This is a genomic window from Flavobacterium sp. A45 (genome assembly GCF_002001005.1).
Classification (GTDB): domain Bacteria; phylum Bacteroidota; class Bacteroidia; order Flavobacteriales; family Flavobacteriaceae; genus Flavobacterium.
The window spans coordinates 1-21,224 of sequence record NZ_MUNX01000102.1 but is presented as its reverse complement, the minus strand read 5'-3'; the positions used below and the strand labels follow the sequence as shown (position 1 = coordinate 21,224).

Here is a 21,224-nt window from a genome sequence, read left to right as displayed (position 1 = left end):
GGTTTTTTTTGAATAAATAAAATCATTATTTTTTTGTACTTTTGCACAAAATTTTAATAAAAAGACATTCATGTTAACAGTCAATAATTTATCAGTTCAGTTTGGCAAGCGAATTTTGTTCGACGAAGTAAATACAACCTTCACACACGGAAATATTTATGGAGTTATTGGAGCCAATGGTGCTGGAAAATCAACTTTTCTTAAAATAATATCAGGTGATATGGATCCAACTTCTGGACATATTCATTTGGAACCAGGAAAACGTATGTCGGTCTTAAATCAGAACCACAATATGTTTGATGAACATACGGTACTGGAAACCGTAATGATGGGTAATAAAGTTTTGTATGCTGTTAAATCAGAAATGGACGCACTTTACCTAGATTATAATGATAAAAATGCAGACAGAATAGGGGAGCTGCAAGTTCAATTTGAAGAGATGAACGGTTGGAATGCTGATTCTGATGCTGCTTCAATGCTGTCAAATCTTGGAATTACAGAAGATAACCATTATACTCTAATGGGCGATTTGGAAGGAAAAATCAAAGTTAGAGTACTTTTGGCGCAAGCTCTTTTTGGAAATCCAGATTTATTAATCATGGATGAGCCTACCAATGATTTGGATTTTGAAACCATTGCTTGGTTAGAAAATTTCTTGGCAAACTATGAAAATACAGTGATTGTGGTTTCTCACGACAGACACTTCTTGGACTCCGTTTGTACACATATATCGGATATTGATTTTGGTAAAATAAACCATTATTCTGGGAATTATACTTTTTGGTATGAATCAAGCCAATTAGCTGCGAAACAACGTGCGCAACAAAACAAAAAAGCCGAAGAAAAGAAACAAGAATTGGAAGAATTTATTCGTCGTTTTTCTGCGAATGTGGCCAAATCAAAACAAGCTACTTCTCGTAAAAAAATGATTTCTAAATTGAATATTTCAGAGATTAAACCTTCAAGTCGTCGTTATCCAGCTATTATTTTTGATCAGGATCGTGAAGCGGGAGATCAAATTCTGAATGTACAAAATTTAAGTGCTTCTATTGATGGCGAAGTTTTGTTTAAAGGAGTTGATTTAAATATGGCAAAAGGCGATAAAATTGTTCTTTTTTCAAAAGATTCGCGTGCTACAACTGCTTTTTATGAAATTTTGAATAATAATCAAAAACCAGATTCTGGAGAATTTGATTGGGGAGTTACCACAAATCAAGCATATTTACCGGTTGAAAATCATTCGTTTTTTGAAAATGATTATACTTTAGTTGATTGGTTACGCCAATGGGCAAAAACGGAGGAAGAACGTGATGAAGTTTTTATTAGAGGTTTCCTTGGGAAGATGATCTTCTCTGGTGAAGAGGCTTTAAAAACAAGTAGAGTTTTATCTGGAGGAGAAAAAGTTCGTTGTATGTTGTCAAGAATGATGATGGAACGCGCTAATATCCTAATGCTAGATGAGCCAACCAATCACTTGGACTTGGAATCTATCACCGCATTCAATAATTCATTGAAAAACTTCAAAGGATCGGTTATTTTTACAACTCATGACCATGAATTTGCTCAAACCGTTGGTAATCGTGTCGTTGAATTAACTCCAAACGGAGCTATAGACCGTTACATGACTTTTGACGAATATTTAGATGATGAAAAAGTTCAAGAATTAAGAGTTAAAATGTATTCTTAAGAATAAATAAATTTCAATAAATTTTAAGCTTCTACATAAATGTAGGAGCTTTTTTTTTGGACGATAATATTCAGAATGAGTGTTTTATTTATAATGAATTTAGAAATTAATTTTTAGTTATTGATAGAAAATTAAGATACTTTTGAGATAATAATTGTTTCATTTTTTTATCATATTTATGTCAAACAATACTTTTAATTTAAAAACACCAAGAATAGAAGTTGTCGATGCTTTGCGAGGATTTGCAATTATGTCTATTATGTTATTGCATAACATTGAACATTTTGATTATTACTATTTCCCAGAGGCATTACCGGAATGGATGAAAGTTTTGGATAAAGTAATTTGGGAAATATTATTTTTCCTTTTTGGTGGAAAATCCTATGCGATTTTTGCTTTACTGTTTGGTTTTAGCTTTTATATTCAAAATGATAATCAAGAGAAAAAAGGGAAGGATTTTAGAGGAAGATTTCTTTGGAGATTAGTGCTTTTATTAGGTTTTGGGTTAATAAACACAGTTTTTTACGAAGGTGATATTTTGATGATTTACGCTGTATTGGGACTTACTTTAATTCCTGTTTGCAAATGGAATGATAAAGTAGTTTTTATTACTGCCGTTATTTTGATGTTACAGCCTTTGGAGTGGACAAAATTCTTTTATATGTTGTCGCATCCAGAATATGTTCCAATGCCAAATTTGTCGGATCGTTATTTTGGAATGATGGGAGAGTATCTAAAAAGTAATTCCTTTATGGATTATGCGGTAGGGAATCTTAATATTGGGAGATTAGCTTCCGTTTCTTGGTCATGGGAAAATGGACGTTTTTTTCAGGCTCCATCTTTATTTATGTTTGGAATGTTAGTTGGACGTAAAAAACTTTTTATTGCATCAACTGACAGCAATTTATTTTGGAAAAAAGCTTTGCAATGTGCCATTGTTCTTTTTGTTCCTTTATTTACATTAAAAACATTTTTGCCAGCAATGATAGAACGAAAAGCTACAATGAATAGTCTTTCGATAATTATAGCATCTTGGTCTAATTTGGCTTTTATGATTGTTATAGTGGCTACATTTGTTTTGATTTATCAAAAAGAGTCGATACATAATCTTTTGTCAAAACTGATTCCTTTTGGGAAAATGAGTTTGACTAATTATATAATGCAGTCCATTGTAGGGTCTTTTATTTACTATCGATACGGGTTGGGTCTTGTTGAATATACTGGAGCAACGTATTGTCTGTTAATCGGAATTGCTTTATTTATTTTGCAAATATCATTCTGTACGTGGTGGTTAAAAAATCATAAGCAAGGTCCGTTGGAGTATATTTGGCATAAGGCAACATGGATTTCTTTTAGGAAAAAAAGAAATAATTTTTCTGATGTTGCAATGAATAAATCCTAATTCGGAATTTGTATATTTGCTTAACCAAACCTACGATGTTTTAAAATCGAATGTTGCATTTTGAAATCACATTGATAAAGTCGTAAATCTTTTAAAACCAAATAATTGCATATATGAATCAAAAAGTGTTACTCAATTCAAAAGAAGTCAATATTATTTTGAATCGTTTGGCTTGTCAATTAATTGAAAAACATCTTGACTTTTCCGATACCGTTTTGATAGGGATTCAACCTAGAGGAACATTTTTGGCAGAACGATTAAAAGAACTATTAGAAAAAGAATATCACATACCAAATGTATCTTTAGGATATTTGGATATCACTTTTTTTAGGGATGATTTTCGAAGAACCAATAAGCCTTTGGAAGCCAATAAAACACAAATTGATTTTTTAGTTGAAGAAAAAAAAGTGATTTTTATTGATGATGTATTGTACACAGGACGCAGTATTCGTGCTGCTTTGACAGCTATTCAATCTTTTGGAAGGCCTTCTGGAATAGAATTATTGACATTAATTGATCGTCGTTTTAGTAGAGACTTACCCATTCAACCCGATTATCGAGGTCGTCAGGTAGATGCGATTAATGGTGAAAAGGTAAAAGTTTGTTGGGCTGAGCAAGATGGAGAAGATGGTGTTTATTTGGTTACCAATTGATTGCAGACAGCAGGTTGCAGAATTAACATTAAACGATTAAACAATTTAAACGAATAAACAAAAAACATAATGAGCGAATTAAGTGTAAATCATTTATTAGGTATTAAATATATTAACGAGAATGATATTAACCTGATTTTTGAAACTGCCGATCATTTTAAAGAAGTAATTAATCGCCCAATAAAGAAAGTGCCTTCATTGCGGGATATTACAATTGCTAATATTTTTTTTGAAAACAGTACACGAACAAAATTATCATTTGAATTAGCTCAAAAACGTTTATCTGCTGATGTAATCAGTTTTTCGGCAGCACAATCTTCGGTAAAAAAAGGAGAAACATTAATAGATACGGTAAATAATATTCTTTCGATGAAAGTGGATATGGTTGTCATGAGACATTCGAATCCTGGTGCCGCTTATTTTTTATCCAAAAATGTAAAGGCAAGTATCGTAAATGCTGGTGATGGAGCCCATGAACATCCTACACAAGCTTTATTGGACAGTTATTCCATCAGAGAAAAATTAGGAGATGTAGCAGGGAAAAAAGTAGTTATTGTCGGTGATATTTTGCATTCAAGAGTAGCACTTTCGAATATATATGCTTTGCAAATGCAAGGTGCCGAAGTTAAAGTTTGCGGACCCAAAACACTTATACCAAGATATATTGAATCACTTGGAGTGACTGTTGAACCCAATTTGCGTAAAGCACTTGAATGGTGTGATGTAGCGAATATGTTAAGAGTACAAAATGAAAGAATGGATGTGAATTTTTTTCCATCAACTAGAGAGTATGCTCAACAGTATGGCGTAGATAAAGCTTTATTGGATTCACTCGATAAAGAAATTGTAATTATGCATCCAGGGCCTATAAATCGTGGAGTTGAAATTACAAGTGACGTTGCCGATTCGCAACAATCGGTGATTTTAAATCAAGTAGAGAATGGGGTTGCTATAAGAATGGCAGTTATCTATCTTTTGGCATCAAAAATCCAATAAACAACGACTATGAAAGTTACTACCAAAGGACATACAATTATAATTAAAGATACTGAAGGAGATATTGTAGAATTTCTTGAGAAAATAAATAGTCAATACAACAGTTTCAAAGATCATAATCTTATTTTGGATATTTCACATGACAAATCAGTTGATGTAAAATCAATTAAAATTTTTTCTGAGTTAGCCAAAAAACATAAAAAAGAAAAAAAATCTTTGGTTTTTGTTGTTCAAGATTTAGACTATAATAAAGTTCCCGTTTCTATTACCGTAGTTCCAACCCAATTGGAAGCTCAAGATTTGATTGAAATGGATGAAATTGAAAGAGATTTAGGATTCTAAAAAGTTTAAAATTGTTTAAAGTTTAAATGTTTAAAATTGTTGAATGATTGTGTATGTCTAATTTTCAAGATTAAAACTGCGTTAAACCAGCTTAAACAACTTTAAACCATTTTTAAACAATATTTTAAACAAAAAAACAATTGAAACTAACAATTCTTGGCTGTTATGCCGCGACACCTCGTACTTTAACCAATCCCACTTCTCAGGTTTTAGAAATTAAAAACAGACTTTTTTTGATTGACTGTGGAGAAGGTACCCAAGTGCAGTTGCGAAAAAATAAATTAAAATTTTCAAAAATCAATCATGTATTCATTTCTCATTTGCATGGTGATCATTTTTTTGGATTAATAGGTTTGATTTCTACTTTTGCACTTTTAGGCCGCACTACAGATCTTCATATTTATGGTCCAAAAGGGATAAAAGAGATAATTGATTTGCAATTAAAACTATCCAATTCATGGACTAATTATCAATTATTTTTTCATGAATTAAAATCTAAAGAAAGTGAAATCGTTTATGAAGACGATAAAGTAATCGTAAAAACCATTCCGTTAAAGCATCGCGTTTATACCAATGGTTTTTTATTTCAGGAAAAAATAGGCGAACGTAGACTTGACTTAAATACTGTTCAGGATTATGAAATTGATACCTGCTATTATCAGAATATCAAAAACGGGAAAGATATCACACTTGAGGATGGTCGAATTATTCCCAACGATAAATTGACATTTGATCCAATTCCAGCTTTGAGTTATGCTTTTTGTTCGGATACTAAATACAATGAAGATATAATTCCTTTAATAGAAAATGTTACTGTATTATATCACGAATCCACATTCTTGCAATCCGAAGAATCATTGGCACAAAAGACAATGCATTCCACTGCCAAGGAAGCTGCAAGAATTGCTTTGAAAGCCAATGCGAAGCAACTGATTTTAGGCCATTATTCTACTCGCTATGACAGCATTGGTTTATTCAAAGAAGAAGCAGAAACTATTTTTGAAGAAGTGTTATTAGCTGATGACGGCAAAAGTTTTGAATTTTAAGATGGATAGTTAGATTTAAAGATTTTTAGACTGTTAGATACTAAATGTGAAAAGGAACGTATTTTCAATAATCTAATAATCTAAATGTCCAATAATCTAAATGTCCAGTTAATCTAACTAATTTTAAAAAAAATGAATGATTTAAGTAATTATAGAAAATCATATGAGAAAAGTGAATTATTAGAATCTTCGATTCCTGAAGATCCAATGAACCTTTTTAATAGATGGTTTCATGAAGTTGAAGATTTTGATGAGGCTGGCGAAGTCAATGCCATGACAGTTTCTACAATTGGATTGGATGGTTTTCCAAAATCACGTATTGTTTTATTGAAAAAATTCAATGAAGAAGGATTCATTTTTTTTACAAATTATAATTCTGAAAAGGGTAGGGCTATAGCCAATAATCCAAAAATATGTCTCTCTTTTTTTTGGGAAAGCTTGGAGAGACAGGTAATAATAAAAGGAATTGCCCAGAAAACTTCTGAAAACATTTCAGATGGTTATTTTGAGTCAAGACCAGATGGAAGCAAATTAGGCGCTATAGTTTCCAATCAAAGTGAAGTTATTCCTTCACGAAAGTTGCTTGAAGAGAGTTTAAAACAATTGGAAAAAGATTTTGAAGGAAAAGAAATTCCTCGCCCAATGCATTGGGGAGGATTTTTGGTAAATCCTTTAGAAGTAGAATTTTGGCAAGGAAGACCAAATCGTTTGCATGATCGAATTCGTTATACTCTTCAGGAGGATTTTAATTGGAAAATTTCACGACTCGCTCCATAATGTAAGAATATCGCATCTAAATTTGTGTTTTTTATGTAGTTCATCGATTTTATTTGGTAGTTTAAAGTTTAGTGATTTTATTTGGTTTACTATTTAACCTAAACCGTTAACGTTAAAGCAGTTTGCCCCCAATCTACTTTAAATTTAAACTACTATCATTATGAATTCGAAATTACTTCGTCTATCTTTTTTTACTGCAATTTTGTGTTTTATGGCTTCCTGTACAGCCGAAGATAATGCTTCATCACAAGAAACTTCTGAAGATTTAAAAGTTGTATTAAATTATGAATATAGCCCAGTTGAATTAGAAACGATGGCTTTGATTAATGATCACCGAGTAAGTTTAGGTTTAAATCCTTTAGAAAAAATAAATCATGTTTCGTATAAATCTGAAGAGCATGATCATTATATGATAGCTAACAATGTTGTGAATCATAATGATTTTGAGGCACGTTCAGCAAATATCATGAAAGTTTTGAAAGCAAAAAATGTAAGCGAAAATATAGCTTACAATTATAATAGTGCCAAGGGTGCTTTTGATGCTTGGCTGAAAAGTGAGGGACACAAACAAAATATAGAAGGCAACTTTACGCATTTTGGTCTTTCAATTAGAGAAAATCCTGCAAATGGAAAAAAATACTACACAAATATTTTTGTTAAAATTTAAAAATAGAAACTGAATAAAAACAAAAAAACTACCTAAATGGTAGTTTTTTTTGTTTTTTAGGGTACTTCATTATAGAGCTGTAATAATAAATTCACTACGTCTATTTTGTTGATGTTCTTCTTCAGTACATTGTACGTCATCAGAACATTTATTAACTAATTGAGTTTCTCCATAACCTTTGCTGGTCAATCTATTTGAGCTAATACCATTTTTGATTAACCAATCTTTTGTTGATTTAGCTCTTCTTTCGGATAATCCATCATTGTATTTGTGAGAAGCACGACTATCGGTATGTGAACGGATATCAATTTTCATATTTGGATATTGTCCCATTACATCTAATATTTTAGCCAAATCCAGTGCTGCTTCCGGTCTAATATTTGATTTATCTAAATCAAAATAGATCCATTTGATTCCAAAACATTTACCTAAATCATCACCAATTGCAACTTTACACAAAGCTTTCTCTAAAGCAAAATTCAAAGGAGTTGTACAGTCGTTAATTTTTATTGTGGCCGTTTTTTCAGCAGTGGTATAATTTTCAATTTCAGCTCTTACACTATACGTTTTTTTGAATTCTAAATTAGGAAAGGAATATTTGCCATCAGAATCAGATTGAAAACTGCTTATTGCTTTATGTTGATCGTCATAAAGGGTTACTTTTACATTTGATAAAACTTGTTTAGAAATAGAATCTGTTATAATTCCACTTATTTCGGGTTTACATTTTGGAACTAGTCTTTTGGTTTCTAAAAATTGATAAATATCATCATATCCTTTTCCTCCATCTCTGTTGGAAGAGAAAAAGCCAATTCTATTTTTAGTATTTATTAAATATGCAAAATCATCTTTTTGGGAATTAACATCAGCTCCAACATTTTGAACCTCGTCGAAAGTTCCATCAGGATTAATTTTGGATACAAATATGTCCAAACCTCCAAGTCCGGAATGCGTATCGGAAGAAAAATAGATTTCATTTTCGTCACTTACAAAGGGAAATGTTTCTCTTCCAGCTGTATTAATGATTTTTCCTAAATTTTGTGGAGTTCCATAACTACCATCGCTATTGATACTAACTTTAAATATATCTGATTCCCCCATGGTTCCAGGCATGTCTGAAACAAAATATAAAGTTTTCTCATCAGGACTAAGTGAAGGATGTGCGGTACTATAATTGTTACTGTTGAAAGGCAATTCAGTAACATTTGTCCACTCTTTATCTACAAAACTGGCTTTGTATAATTTTACTAATGTAACTTTATTATCATCTTTTCCTTTTTTTCCTTCTAAATAATTATTTCTAGTAAAATACATGGTATTTCCATCTTTTGTAAAAACGGGACTGGCTTCATGAAATTTTGACTTAACACTTTTTGCAAATTTGTTCACTTTTGAAGGGGTTAATGAATCACCAGTTAAGTCAGATTCATATAAATTGGTAAAATATTGATCGGTCCAAGTATGTTTTCTTTGGCCTAAGCTTCCTGTGTCCCTTGATGAAGCAAAAACTAGTTTGTTTTCACCGTAAAATGAGCTTCCATAATCAGTATATTTAGTATTGATTCCAGCGTCTTTAATTTTGTAACGACCTGAATTTTCTTTTATTTTGTCCAAGTAATTTACCTCTTGGATGTAATGCTCCCCTTTGTTAGTGTTGTCTGATTTCTCATTGTAGATTTTAAGCATTTGGTTTGCTTTTTCGTTATCTCCAATCGATCTTAAACAGTAGGCATATCTGTAATAATATACTGGGTCAACATTTGTTGTTAAAGTAAATAATTGACTATACCAATTGGCTGCTTTATCTAACTCTGAATTAAAGAAATATGCATTCCCCAACTTTTGATACATATCAGGCGATTGATACCCTTTCCCGGCAATTCTTTCGTATGTTTTTATTGCGTCGATATAGGCATAATTGTCGTATTTTTTATCCGCATTTGATACTTTAGCTTTTTGAGCATAATTGCTTGATGATGAAAAGAAGAGTATCGTTAAGTAAATTACTGTAATGTTTTTCATAATACTAATTTTTAGGAATCTTAATAATATTTTGATTACTATAAGTGTTATAATCTAGTATTGTTGCTAGATAATTGATTGTATTTTTTTAAGTATTCATTTGACTTGTCGGTTTTTCCAGCCGATTTAAGCGCAATAGAATAGCGATAATAATATTCAGGTTCTAAATCTGATGTTTTATTAAATAGTTTGCCATAGCATTTTTCGGCTTTTTCTAATTCGTCATTAAAAAAGTATGAATTTCCCATTTTTTTTAACATGTCTATAGATTCGTATCCTTTATCGGCAACTCTTTCGTATGTTTTAATAATATCTATATAGGCATAGGTATCCACCTTTTTAGGAGCTTCTGAAATTGAAAGTTTAGCATTTTCAACATTCAATGTTGTATCTGATTTGAGAATAGTTTTTTCAGGCTCTTGCACTTCAGCGAATACTGGAGTAACAATTCGTTTGCTATTGGGGCCCAAATCATAAGTTCGAATTAGTTTTGGATTACTTACATCATAAACAGTTTTATAACCACCAAATTTCATTGGAACTATTTCTTCTACATGATAATATTTCACTTTCATGTTCGGATGCAAAATTTTGTTATCCATTACTAAACTATTAGTTGATCCATCTGCTTTTTTTTCATTTAACGAAATTGCATTTTTTTGAGCCCAACTATTGAATGAAAATACACTTATAATTACGGTGTAAAGAAGTATTTGATTTTTCATGACATTAGTTTTAGGAGTAAACACTTTGTATTATGTAATTACTATTTACGGATTCTTTAATTTCATTAATTGAATGACGAATCATTGATATGACTAAAAGAATCTAGGAGTTATGATTTTGCTGTTTTTCTTGAAAATCTCATAACGTAAAAAGATTTCATGGGAACCAGAGTTGTAATTGTCTAACTCTGTAGTTTCAAAATCATAGGCATATCCAACATAGAATGCATCTGATGCCTGGAAACCAACCATAGCAGTCACTGCAGCACTCCATCTATAAGCTAACCCAACAACAAATTTTTCACTGAACATAAAATTACCAGAAACATCTACCTGTAAAGGTGATCCTTCAACTAATTTAGTCATGAAACTTGGCTTAAATTTTATAGAAGAGCTTAAATCGAAAACATATCCCCCAATTAAATAATAGTTTATTTTTTCTTTATAAATAGCTACATCATTGTCATTGTATGCATCTGTTTCAATAAAGTTTGGAACTGAAAATCCTATATAGGCTTTATCAGAGTGCAAATACAATCCCGCTCCAATATTAGGCGAAAATTCATTATCAAAGTTTTGAAATTGTGGGTCAGTTTGGTCACTTGGGTTCAATTTGTTTACATCAATGCTAAATAGATTTGCTGTTCCTTTTACACCAAATGACAGTTTATACGATTCGGATACCGGAATTGTATAAGATATATCAGTTGAAATTGAATTGGTTGTTGACGGACCAATTTCATCATTTACTATAGAAACACCTAATCCTAATTTACTGTTATTGAAAGGAGTGTTTGCAGACAATGTGTTTGTAACAGGAGCACCGTCAAGGCCGACCCATTGCGTACGATGCAAAGCAAAAAAGCTTAAGGCACCTCTCGAACCAGCATATGCTGGGTTCACATTTATTGTGTTGTACATATATTGAGTATACTGTGCATCTTGTTGCGTGTAACCTGCAATGGCTGTAAACATCATAACGATTGAAAATAATTTTGTTTTCATAGTTAGCTATTTGTTGGTTTTAAATGGCTATTTTTCAATAGCATAGTTTTGAGGATATAATGATAAATAGTATTGTTTTTTAATATGGATATTTGAAGATACTCTGAGAATTACTCAGAGTATCTTATAGTTCTAATTTATTTTACTAAATAGAGATAACCATCTTTTTTAATTCTTAAAGTTTTGCCAAGATCATCAACGGTATCGTAACTTATTATATAGAAATACGTTCCTGTTGGTAAACCTTCATTTTTATTTATGGTTGTTCTACCTTCTGATCTTCCTCTAAATGCGTTACCTTCATTGTTATAATTGTCTTTCTCAAAAACTAAAACTCCCCAACGATTGAATACTTCAACTCTTATATTTCTATAACAATCGTTGTCTTCAATATTTTCAATTTGGAAATGATCATTTCGTCCATCCTCATTAGCAGAGAAAGCATTGTGTACAATTATAGTTTTGCAAGGAAGTACTTTACAGTCATCATTAATTGCCATTACAAGAGTTAAGCTTCTTGGACAATCTCCCGCAATTTTGTATTCAAAATTATAGGTGTTTACTGGTAATCCAAAAGCATTTAGAATATTACCATTTAATCCTCCCGTACCATCTGTATCAATCCAAGTCCCACCTGTTGGTATTCCTTGAGGTAATAATGATGTTAAATCAATTGGAGTCGTGTCAGCATTACAAAACGCTGGACTGGTAATTGTAATAGGCTCAATTGCTGCTACATTAATTGTAATTGTCGATGTACCACAGTTTGTAGGATTTGCAGCTTCACAAACTTGATATTCGAATATATATTGACCAGCTGCTACACCATTTGCAAAAGTTACATTTCCATTGTCATCAATTTTGATATTTTGTCCGATAGCAGTTAATAATTTAAATTTAAATTTCGTAATATCCGCTATAGAGCCATCTAATAAATCGTTGCTTAGTGCATTACGAATTGCATCACCAATTGAACATTGTGTTACACTAAATTGGTCAGGTGTCGGCTGTATATTGGCAAACATTTTACAACTGATACCAAAATCGATATCTAAGTGAACTTGATCTGCAGCAGTTATAGCAGCCGTTTGCGGGTTATCATTTGTTGGTCCACAAACTTCAAAGCTTGCTGGTTTACCAGTTTTTGGTGAATTTCCATTTTTACCAGTACTTGGTAAAACTTTCACCAATCCTGTGGCACCCATTGCTGAAGATTGTGCTTCTAAGTTGGCATCCATTTTTAGTTCAACTTTATAGTCTCCAAATGCACCTGCATCTGGTCTGTTTCTCCAGAAACCTTGGATTCCTATAATTACTGAATCTGAATAATTATTTGGACCAGTTACAAATATATTTGAGGATTTTGCATTACCAAAACCAGCCGCATTTAATTCCCCAACATTCAATGGACCTTTATAGCTTCCATCACCATTAAGGTCAATCCATTCCCATTTGCTATAATCAAATGAGCCGTTGGCATCGGGTATGTTTTGAGTTACCAAATTATCATTGTTGGCATCAAACCATTCATCTTGTATGCCATTGTTGTTTACATCATACCAAACAAAGTCTCCTAATACAGGTAAATCAGATTTGTCATATCCAAAATCATGTACTTGATATACACAGTTTTCTAAAGTTGTAAAAAATAAACTTGAATCAACTGGATACAATTGATAGGCGCTATTTAAATTGGCATCTTGCACTTGTACTAAATAATCACCAGGAACCATTCCAGTAAAATTATAATATCCTTGAGCATTTGTTATTCTAATTAGGATTGGACCAGTTGTAGTTCCTTGAGGAACTAAGTTTACTGGAACATTTGCTATAGGAGTATTAGTTCCTGCATTGAAAACTGTACCAGCAATTTTTGTTGTATTATTACAAATTACAGTTATGGTTACAGTTGCAGTATCGCAATTTCCATTATCTGCAATTTCACAAATTTGATAAACTAATGTATAAGTTCCTGCTGGCGTACCATCTTTTAAATCTATAGAACCATCAGTGTTCATTGTCATATAGCCTGTTGCATCTGGTGTTACTAAAGTCAAAGTGACATCGGCAGGATTTACAGCAACTGTATTCAAAGTATCATTATTGAATACATTAAGAACATTCGAAGCACCATTTATGCCGTCTATTGGCCCAGCTGTGTCATCTACAGCATCAATTTTAAATGTCGGTCTAGAGGTACAAAATGGATCCGATGGAGGATAATTTGCTACAATGGTTTGACTTGGGTTTAATGTAAATGTTATTGAAGCTGTTGGTCTAAGGTTTTCAAAACCATCAGGCCCTTCAATCCATTTTCCATCAACTAATAACCAACCTGGCCAATCTATTCCATTTCCATTATCATCAACAATTGCTCCTGGCCATAGTACTTTTCCATTCAATGGCAAGTTGGTCATTGTAGCAACTACATTATTATTGCTATCTGTCCATGTTAATGTCAATCCATCAACAGGAGTGAAGTTATTGGCAGTAGTCGTATAGCTGAAATAAGGAACATCATTAATACAAATTCCTTCTCCAGATACTGTCATGGTCGGCCCTTCTATTGTTACAGTTACTGTAGCAGTATCACAATTAGTGTTATTTAATTTTTCACATATTTGATACGTCATCGTTTGTGTTCCAACAGGTGCATCCGGCAATACATCAATCGATCCGTCCGGATTCATTTGCAAGAATGGGTTTGATGTAACTGTTGTTAAAATTACATCTGCTGGATTTACTGGTGATGCATTCAAAGTATCATTAGTGAAAACATTAATGACATTTGTTGTAGTTTGATTCACACCAACAATTGTTCCTGCATTATCATCAACAGCATCAATTGGATTTGTTTTTTCGTTTACAATTTCATCATCTGATGCACTTATAGGTGTTTCATTTGGTGTAAGTCCATCCGCTTTTGCAACATTGGTAACTGAACCTTTATTTAAATCTTCTTGAGTTACAGTATAGCTTTGAGTATATTCTGAACTCGCACCAGGCGCTAAAACATCTATAATTGTGTCTAATCCTGTAAGTGGATCTTTTACAGTTATTTGATGTAATGTTTGGTTACCTGTATTTTTTACAGTTATTGTATAATTAATTACATCACCAACTACACTAAAACTAGCTGTTGTTGCAGTTTTGATAACTACCAATCCTGGAGATGGTGTTAATGGTGTAATTGTACAATCAGGACACTCAGGATTAATTGGGCAAGTAGTACAAGGCGTAGGATCAGAAGAAGTATCCGTTACAGGATTTCCTTTTGGATCTTTGGATGTTACAGTTGCCAAGTTATATACATATCCAGTATTAATGTCTTCTTGTGTGATAACATGAGAACCAGAGAATGTTGTAGAGTCTGTTGCTCCAACAGGAAGAGTTGCAATTGGCCCTCCTGTAATGGTTGCATTATTATCGGTAACTGTTACATCGGTTAAAGTTGTATTACCAGTATTTGTTATTACAAAATTGTAAGTAACCACATCGCCAATATTGGTAATTCCATCTTGATTACTGTCCACATAAGTTCCGTCTTTAGTAATATTTATACTTGGAGACTGAGTTAGAGGTGTAATTGTACAATCAGGACACTCAGGATCAATTGGACATGTTGTACAAGGCGTAGGATCTGATGAAGTATCTGTTACAGGATTCCCTTTTGGATCTTTGGATGTTACTGTTGCCAAGTTATACACATATCCAGTATTAATGTCTTCTTGTGTGATAACATGAGAACCAGAGAATGTTGTTGAGTCAGTTGCTCCAACAGCTAGTATTGCAATTGGTCCCCCTGAAATAGTTGCATTATTATCAGTGACTGTCACGTCGGTTAATGTTGTATTTCCAGTATTTGTCACTACAAAATTGTAAGTAACCACATCTCCAACATTGGTAATTCCATCTTGATTACTGTCCACATAAGTTCCGTCTTTAGTAATATTTATACTTGGAGACTGTGTAAGAGGTGTAATTGTACAATCAGGACACTCAGGATCTATTGGACATGTGGTACAAGGAGTAGGATCTGAAGAAGTATCTGTAACAGGTTTATCTTCAGGATCATTTCCAGTAGCTGTAGCCAAGTTATAAACATATCCAGTATTGATGTCTTCTTGGGTAATCACATGAGAACCTGAGAATGTTGTTGAATCTGATGCTCCTGGTGCAAGAGTTGGAATTGGCCCACCTGTAATCACTGCATTATTATCAGTTACAGTAATGTTTGTTAGAGGGACACTTCCTGTATTTGTAATTACGAAATTATAGGTAACGACATCTCCTACGTTGGTGATTCCATCTTGGTTTGAATCTACATAAGTTCCGTCTTTGGTGATATTGATGCTAGATTCTGAAATAACGTATGTGTAATTAGCTTTGCAACCTTTACTATCTGTAATCTCAACACTATATGTACCATTTGATAAGTTCGAAATATCTTCTGTTGTAGCCCCATTTGACCATAAGAATGTATAAGGTGCTGTACCTCCAGAAACTGTTAGATCAATTGAACCATTGCTACAACCAATACAATTATTATTGTTTATGATTACTGCTGTAGCACTTAAAGCAGCTTGAGGTTGTCCAATCGTTACGTTGCAAGTTGTTTTGTAACCCAATTTATCAGTCACAGTAACACTGTGTGAACCTGCACTTAAGCCAACAGCTTGTTGTGTAGTTTCTCCGTTGTCCCATAAGTAAGTATACTCTCCATTTCCGCCAATTGCGGTAACAGTTGCAATACCGTTGCTGTCACCATAACATTTTGCAGGTGCATTTTGGGTGATACTGCATGATAATACATCAGGTTGCGTAATTGTGATTTCACAGGTGGTTTTGCAACCTTTGGAATCAGTAACTGTTACAGAGTGAAGTCCAGCATCTAGGCCTACAGCTTTTGCAGTAGTTTCGCCATTATCCCATAAGTAGGTGTAACCTCCATTTCCACCAAGTGGAGTAACTGTTGCTTCACCATCGCTTAGTCCATTAGCTGAAACCGCTTTGTTTTGTATTATTGAACAAGTTAAAGCAGCTTGAGGTTGTCCGATAGTTACGCTACAAGTTGTTTTGTAGCCTAATTTATCAGTTACAGTAACACTATGTAATCCCGCACTTAAACCAACGGCTTGGCTAGTAGTTTCACCGTTATCCCATAAGTAGGTGTAATCCCCGTTTCCGCCAATGGCAGTAACAGTAGCTACTCCATTGCTGTCTCCATAACATTTTGCAGGAGCATTTTGGGTGATACTGCAAGACAATACATTAGGTTCTGTAATTATTATTTCGCATGTAGTTTTACAACCTTTGGAATCTGTAACTGTGACTGTATGTGAGCCAGCGTCAAGAGCAATTGCTTTTTGGGTAGTCTCACCATTATCCCATAAGTAGGTGTAACCTGATGTTCCACCAAGTGGAGTAACTGTTGCTTCACCATCGCTTAGTCCATTAGCGGAAACAGCTTTGTTTTGTGTTATTGAACAGGTTAAAGAAGACTGTGGTTGATCTATTACGATCGATTTAGTCGCTTTACAGCCTTTGTCGTCGGTAACAGTTACTTCATACGTTCCAGCTCCAATACCTGATAAATCTTGAGTAATGGCAGCGATTGCGTTTCCGTCTTTTTTCCAAGTATAAGTATAAGGAGAAGTTCCACCAGAGATTGTCAAGTCGATAGCTCCAGTAGTGTCGTTATAGCAATTTACATTGGTTTGTGAAGTTACTGCAATACTTAAACCAGCGCTTGGTTGATCTATTACTATCGATTTAGTCGCTTTACAACCTTTGTCATCTGTAACTGTTACTTCATAAGTTCCAGCTCCAATACCTGATAAATCTTGAGTGATAGCAGCGATTGCATTCCCATCTTTTTTCCAAGTATAAGTATAAGGAGAAGTTCCACCAGAGATTGTCAAGTCGATGGCTCCAGTAGTGTCGTTATAGCAATTTACATTGGTTTGTGAAGTTACTGCAATACTTAAACCAGCACTTGGTTGAGTAATCGTAATTGTTTTAACAGCTTTACAGCCTTTATCGTCGGTAACGGTTACTTCATAAGTACCAGCTCCAATACCTGATAAATCTTGAGTGATAGCAGCGATTGCGTTCCCATCTTTTTTCCAAGTATAAGTATATGGAGAAGTTCCCCCTGAGATTGTCAAGTCGATAGCTCCAGTAGTGTCGTTATAGCAATTTACATTGGTTTGTGAAGTTACTGCTATACTTAAACCAGCGCTTGGTTGATCTATTACTATCGATTTAGTCGCTTTACAACCTTTGTCATCTGTAACTGTTACTTCATAAGTTCCAGCTCCAATACCTGATAAATCTTGAGTGATAGCAGCGATTGCGTTCCCGTCTTTTTTCCAAGTATAAGTATAAGGAGAAGTTCCACCAGAGATTGTCAAGTCGATGGCTCCAGTAGTGTCGTTATAGCAATTTACATTGGTTTGTGAAGTTACTGCAATACTTAAACCAGCACTTGGTTGAGTAATTGTAATTGTTTTAACAGCTTTACAGCCTTTGTCGTCGGTAACAGTTACTTCATACGTTCCAGCTCCAATACCTGATAAATCTTGAGTAATGGCAGCGATTGCGTTTCCGTCTTTTTTCCAAGTATAAGTATAAGGAGAAGTTCCACCAGAGATTGTCAAGTCGATGGCTCCAGTAGTGTCATTATAACAGTTTACATTGGTTTGTGAAGTTACTGCAATACTTAAACCAGCGCTTGGTTGCTCTATTACTATCGATTTAATCGCTTTACAGCCCTTGTCGTCGGTAACAGTTACTTCATACGTTCCAGCTCCAATACCTGATAAATCTTGAGTAATGGCAGCGATTGCGTTTCCATCTTTTTTCCAAGTATAAGTATAAGGAGAAGTTCCACCAGAGATTGTCAAGTCGATGGCTCCAGTAGTGTCGTTATAGCAGTTTACATTGGTTTGTGAAGTTACTGCTATACTTAAGCCAGCGTTTGGCTGAGTAATCGTAATTGTTTTAACAGCTTTACAGCCTTTGTCGTCTGTAACGGTTACTTCATAAGTTCCAGCTCCAATACCTGATAAATCTTGAGTGATTGCAGCGATTGCGTTCCCATCTTTTTTCCAAGTGTAAGTATAAGGAGAAGTTCCACCAGAGATTGTTAAGTCAATAGCTCCAGTAGTGTCATTATAACAGTTTACATTAGTTTGTGAAGTGATAGCGATGCTTAATTCCGCACTAGGTTGTGTGATAATTACTGATAATTCACTAGATGCACAACCATTAGCATCTGTTGCAATAACAGTATAGGTTCCAGCTCCTAGTCCTGTTAAGTTTTGTGTAGTTGCATAAGCTGATCCATTTTTTTTCCAAGCATAAGAATATGGCCCAGTACCTCCAGTTGCATTATTAATTGTTATGCTACCTGTTAAGTCACCAAAACAATTTACATTAGTCTGTGATGCCAAAGTAACTGAAGGGCAGGGGATATTAGTAGAAGGAGTTGCAATGTCTAAGAAAGCATTCGCACATGCTGAGTTTCTATAATCTAGTCTTGAAGTACTGACCGTTTTAGAACCGCATACATTTGATTTTGGAGTCAATTCATATTTCAAGGTAATAGTTTCAACATTAAGAAAATCTATATTCCAAGAAATTACTTGTCCAGAAACGGATGCTGTACCTTTTGAAGGTGTAACTGCACCAATAGTAAAATCATTACTTACAGTTTCTTTATCAAATGGAGTACCTATAATTTGTTGAGCAACCCAAGAAAGTTGTGTGAAAATTTGATTATAAATTCCAGTTAAGTTGGCCGCATTTTCTGTAAAAAAAGATCCTCCTGATTGAATATTGTTTAAAGTATATTCGGCATTAGTTTGATCAGTACCGGAGATAGCACCAAAAAGACCTACGCTAAATATTTGGTTATTATATACAACACTTGATACAGTTGTTGTTTTTGCATCAGTTGCAGCTGTTATAGCCGATTGGATACAACTTCCGCCTTGACCTGACGTGCAAGATTGATCGTTGCCAGTTCTATTGGCAACACCATCTGTCAATAATACAATACTTCTAGAGGTTACACAATCAAATGTTCCATGAGCCGTTAGTTCATCATCAGCTTTTTTGATACCATCTTGAATATTTGTACTACCATTTGCAGACAATGCATTTACTGCATTTATTAAATCTGCTTGACCAGTAGACAAAGTCAACGGTTTTACAATCGTCGCATTACTACTATATTTAACTATGGAAATTTTATTTTTCCCAGTTGGATTGTTCGCTGGGAGAAAGATTTTATTTATAAAATCTACAGCTGCATTTTGAGCATAGTCCAAAGGTATGTTATTGTCATTTGGAATATCATCATCCATACTTCCGGAAACGTCAATAACCAAGACTACTTCAAGTGGTCTTGAAACTGGATTTGCACCTTGAATTTTTAGTTCAACATCAATTTTCCCACAAACTCCTGGTCTAACGGTAACCGTTTTTGTAGGTGTAATTGTTTGTGCTGAACCAACTACAGATGATAGAATTAAAAGAATTACAAATAACTCATTTTTTAATCCTTTTATATAATTGCTGAAGTGTAAAAGTTTTTTCATTTTTAACTATATTAAGGTGAATAACCTAAGTATTATAAGTATAGATTCTTAACAATTATTCTTGATTAGGATCACTAACTAAAGTATGTAGAATTGTACTGACTTTATATGAAGAACAAGCGGTAGCAGTTGCAGTTATTTCAGTACAGTTCCATTTGTTAATAGCAGTTCCTGTTGGGACTTTTACATTAACAAGGAAATTAGCTGTCTCTCCGGGACTTAAAGAAATTGCGGATATTGAATTTTGGGACATATCAGAAAAAGATATGTTTAAATTAACATTACTAGAAGAGCTGCTTCCGTCATTATTCGAACAACTGCTATTTACATTAGAGGAACTCAATGTATAAGTTGAATTTGATGATCCTGTATTTGAAATTTGCATTGTATAGGATGTTCCTTCTGGTGGAACACTTTTGGTAAATCTGTTTTTATTTGCTTGAAGTGTTGCTTTACAGGAACTCGATTGTGAATAAGTAATAGAAGTGTTTAATAATAAAATGAATGCATAAAGCAACATTGAAGAGCACAACGACACTTTTTTATTTGCAAATGCTAAAAACAACAACCTGTAGTTTTTAAGTTCAATTGCTAAAAAGTTTTTAAATAGGTTTAGCGTAGTTTTAGGTTTCATATTCTTAGTTTTTTAATTTAAAATATTGTTAATTAATGAGTTGATGAATTTGGTTTGTTTAGCCAATCTTGAAAAGGCAAACGAATAACTGATACGTGTAGTAGGTTCGAAAAAGACAATTTTGACTTGATTTGGATTTGGGGTAGAAATCAAATTAAAATTTTGTTTTGTTTAAATTGTAAACTGAAGTTTAATAGCAGTTCTCAATTGATTTGAGTAGGTTTTTTTTTAAATTCTATTTTGATTTAGATTTGGGAATTAAATCAAATTAAAATTTTGTTTTGTCAAAATTGCAACTGATACCAGTTAACAGTGAATTAAAGTAGGCCGTTTTGACAATTTAATTTTGATTGTGATTTGGGAATACAATCAATAAATATCTTTTACTTATTTGTTAACAAATATCTGGTTAACAAGTTATTGCAGTAGGTTTGGTGTTTAAATTTTGATTGAGATTTGGGAATTAATCAAAATTTTCAATTTCAGTATTAAAGCCTAAAGTAGGTTACAAAATAATTTTTACAATGTTTTTTATTTGGGGTTAAAAAACTAATAATTATTTATATACCAAAATTATAAAGAATGTTTATAATCCAATCTGATTGTCTTTGAAAAACCTAAATACTCGTTGAAAAGTTAAAAATATAAGTAAAACACCTTAAACA

General features: G+C 33.3%; 13 protein-coding genes. 8 read left to right on the top strand and 5 right to left on the bottom strand.

All coding sequences use genetic code 11. The features are described from left to right. Positions 1-70 precede the first annotated feature (70 nt). The 8 genes from B0E44_RS13065 (at position 71) to B0E44_RS13030 (ending at position 7,570) form a co-directional block, all read left to right on the top strand. Positions 71-1,687 (top strand): ABC-F family ATP-binding cassette domain-containing protein, encoded by a 1,617-nt coding sequence (locus tag B0E44_RS13065; protein WP_077375896.1) that lies wholly within the window; start codon positions 71-73, stop codon positions 1,685-1,687. Between the two features lie 178 nt (positions 1,688-1,865). After that, complete coding sequence (locus tag B0E44_RS13060; protein ID WP_077375893.1) at positions 1,866-3,089, top strand: DUF418 domain-containing protein; 1,224 nt, start codon at positions 1,866-1,868, stop codon at positions 3,087-3,089. Positions 3,090-3,202: 113 nt separating this feature from the next. Then, positions 3,203-3,742, top strand: coding sequence for a bifunctional pyr operon transcriptional regulator/uracil phosphoribosyltransferase PyrR (gene pyrR, locus B0E44_RS13055; protein ID WP_077375890.1), 540 nt, complete (start codon positions 3,203-3,205; stop codon positions 3,740-3,742). A 69-nt stretch (positions 3,743-3,811) separates the two neighbouring features. Then, positions 3,812-4,738 carry an aspartate carbamoyltransferase catalytic subunit gene (locus B0E44_RS13050; protein ID WP_077375887.1) on the top strand — a complete coding sequence of 309 codons (927 nt, stop codon included), beginning with the start codon at positions 3,812-3,814 and terminating at the stop codon, positions 4,736-4,738. 9 nt (positions 4,739-4,747) lie between these two features. Then, positions 4,748-5,080 (top strand): ribonuclease Z, encoded by a 333-nt coding sequence (locus B0E44_RS13045; RefSeq protein WP_077375884.1) that lies wholly within the window; start codon positions 4,748-4,750, stop codon positions 5,078-5,080. A gap of 140 nt (positions 5,081-5,220) precedes the next feature. Next, complete coding sequence (locus tag B0E44_RS13040) at positions 5,221-6,126, top strand: ribonuclease Z (protein WP_077375881.1); 906 nt, start codon at positions 5,221-5,223, stop codon at positions 6,124-6,126. A gap of 132 nt (positions 6,127-6,258) precedes the next feature. Continuing rightward, positions 6,259-6,903 carry a pyridoxamine 5'-phosphate oxidase gene (gene pdxH / locus B0E44_RS13035; RefSeq protein WP_077375878.1) on the top strand — a complete coding sequence of 215 codons (645 nt, stop codon included), beginning with the start codon at positions 6,259-6,261 and terminating at the stop codon, positions 6,901-6,903. Positions 6,904-7,063: 160 nt separating this feature from the next. Then, positions 7,064-7,570, top strand: a complete 507-nt coding sequence (locus tag B0E44_RS13030) for a CAP domain-containing protein (protein ID WP_077375875.1) — start codon at positions 7,064-7,066, stop codon at positions 7,568-7,570. 69 nt (positions 7,571-7,639) lie between these two features. On the opposite strand, the gene B0E44_RS13025 is transcribed toward B0E44_RS13030, so the two are convergent. The 5 genes from B0E44_RS13025 to B0E44_RS13005 all read right to left on the bottom strand — a co-directional run bounded on the left by B0E44_RS13025 (position 7,640) and on the right by B0E44_RS13005 (position 20,559). After that, a complete protein-coding gene (locus B0E44_RS13025; RefSeq protein ID WP_077375872.1) occupies positions 7,640-9,592 on the bottom strand; it encodes an OmpA family protein in 1,953 nt (650 codons plus the stop codon). 47 nt (positions 9,593-9,639) lie between these two features. After that, positions 9,640-10,317: a lipopolysaccharide assembly protein LapB gene (locus B0E44_RS13020; RefSeq protein ID WP_077375869.1), complete on the bottom strand. Its 678-nt coding sequence runs from the start codon at positions 10,315-10,317 to the stop codon at positions 9,640-9,642. Positions 10,318-10,410: 93 nt separating this feature from the next. Next, positions 10,411-11,322 carry a type IX secretion system membrane protein PorP/SprF gene (locus B0E44_RS13015; RefSeq protein ID WP_077375866.1) on the bottom strand — a complete coding sequence of 304 codons (912 nt, stop codon included), beginning with the start codon at positions 11,320-11,322 and terminating at the stop codon, positions 10,411-10,413. A 137-nt stretch (positions 11,323-11,459) separates the two neighbouring features. Then, positions 11,460-19,925, bottom strand: a complete 8,466-nt coding sequence (locus B0E44_RS13010; RefSeq protein ID WP_077375863.1) for a gliding motility-associated C-terminal domain-containing protein — start codon at positions 19,923-19,925, stop codon at positions 11,460-11,462. A 55-nt stretch (positions 19,926-19,980) separates the two neighbouring features. Then, positions 19,981-20,559: a hypothetical protein gene (locus B0E44_RS13005; RefSeq protein ID WP_124019332.1), complete on the bottom strand. Its 579-nt coding sequence runs from the start codon at positions 20,557-20,559 to the stop codon at positions 19,981-19,983. Positions 20,560-21,224 lie beyond the last annotated feature (665 nt).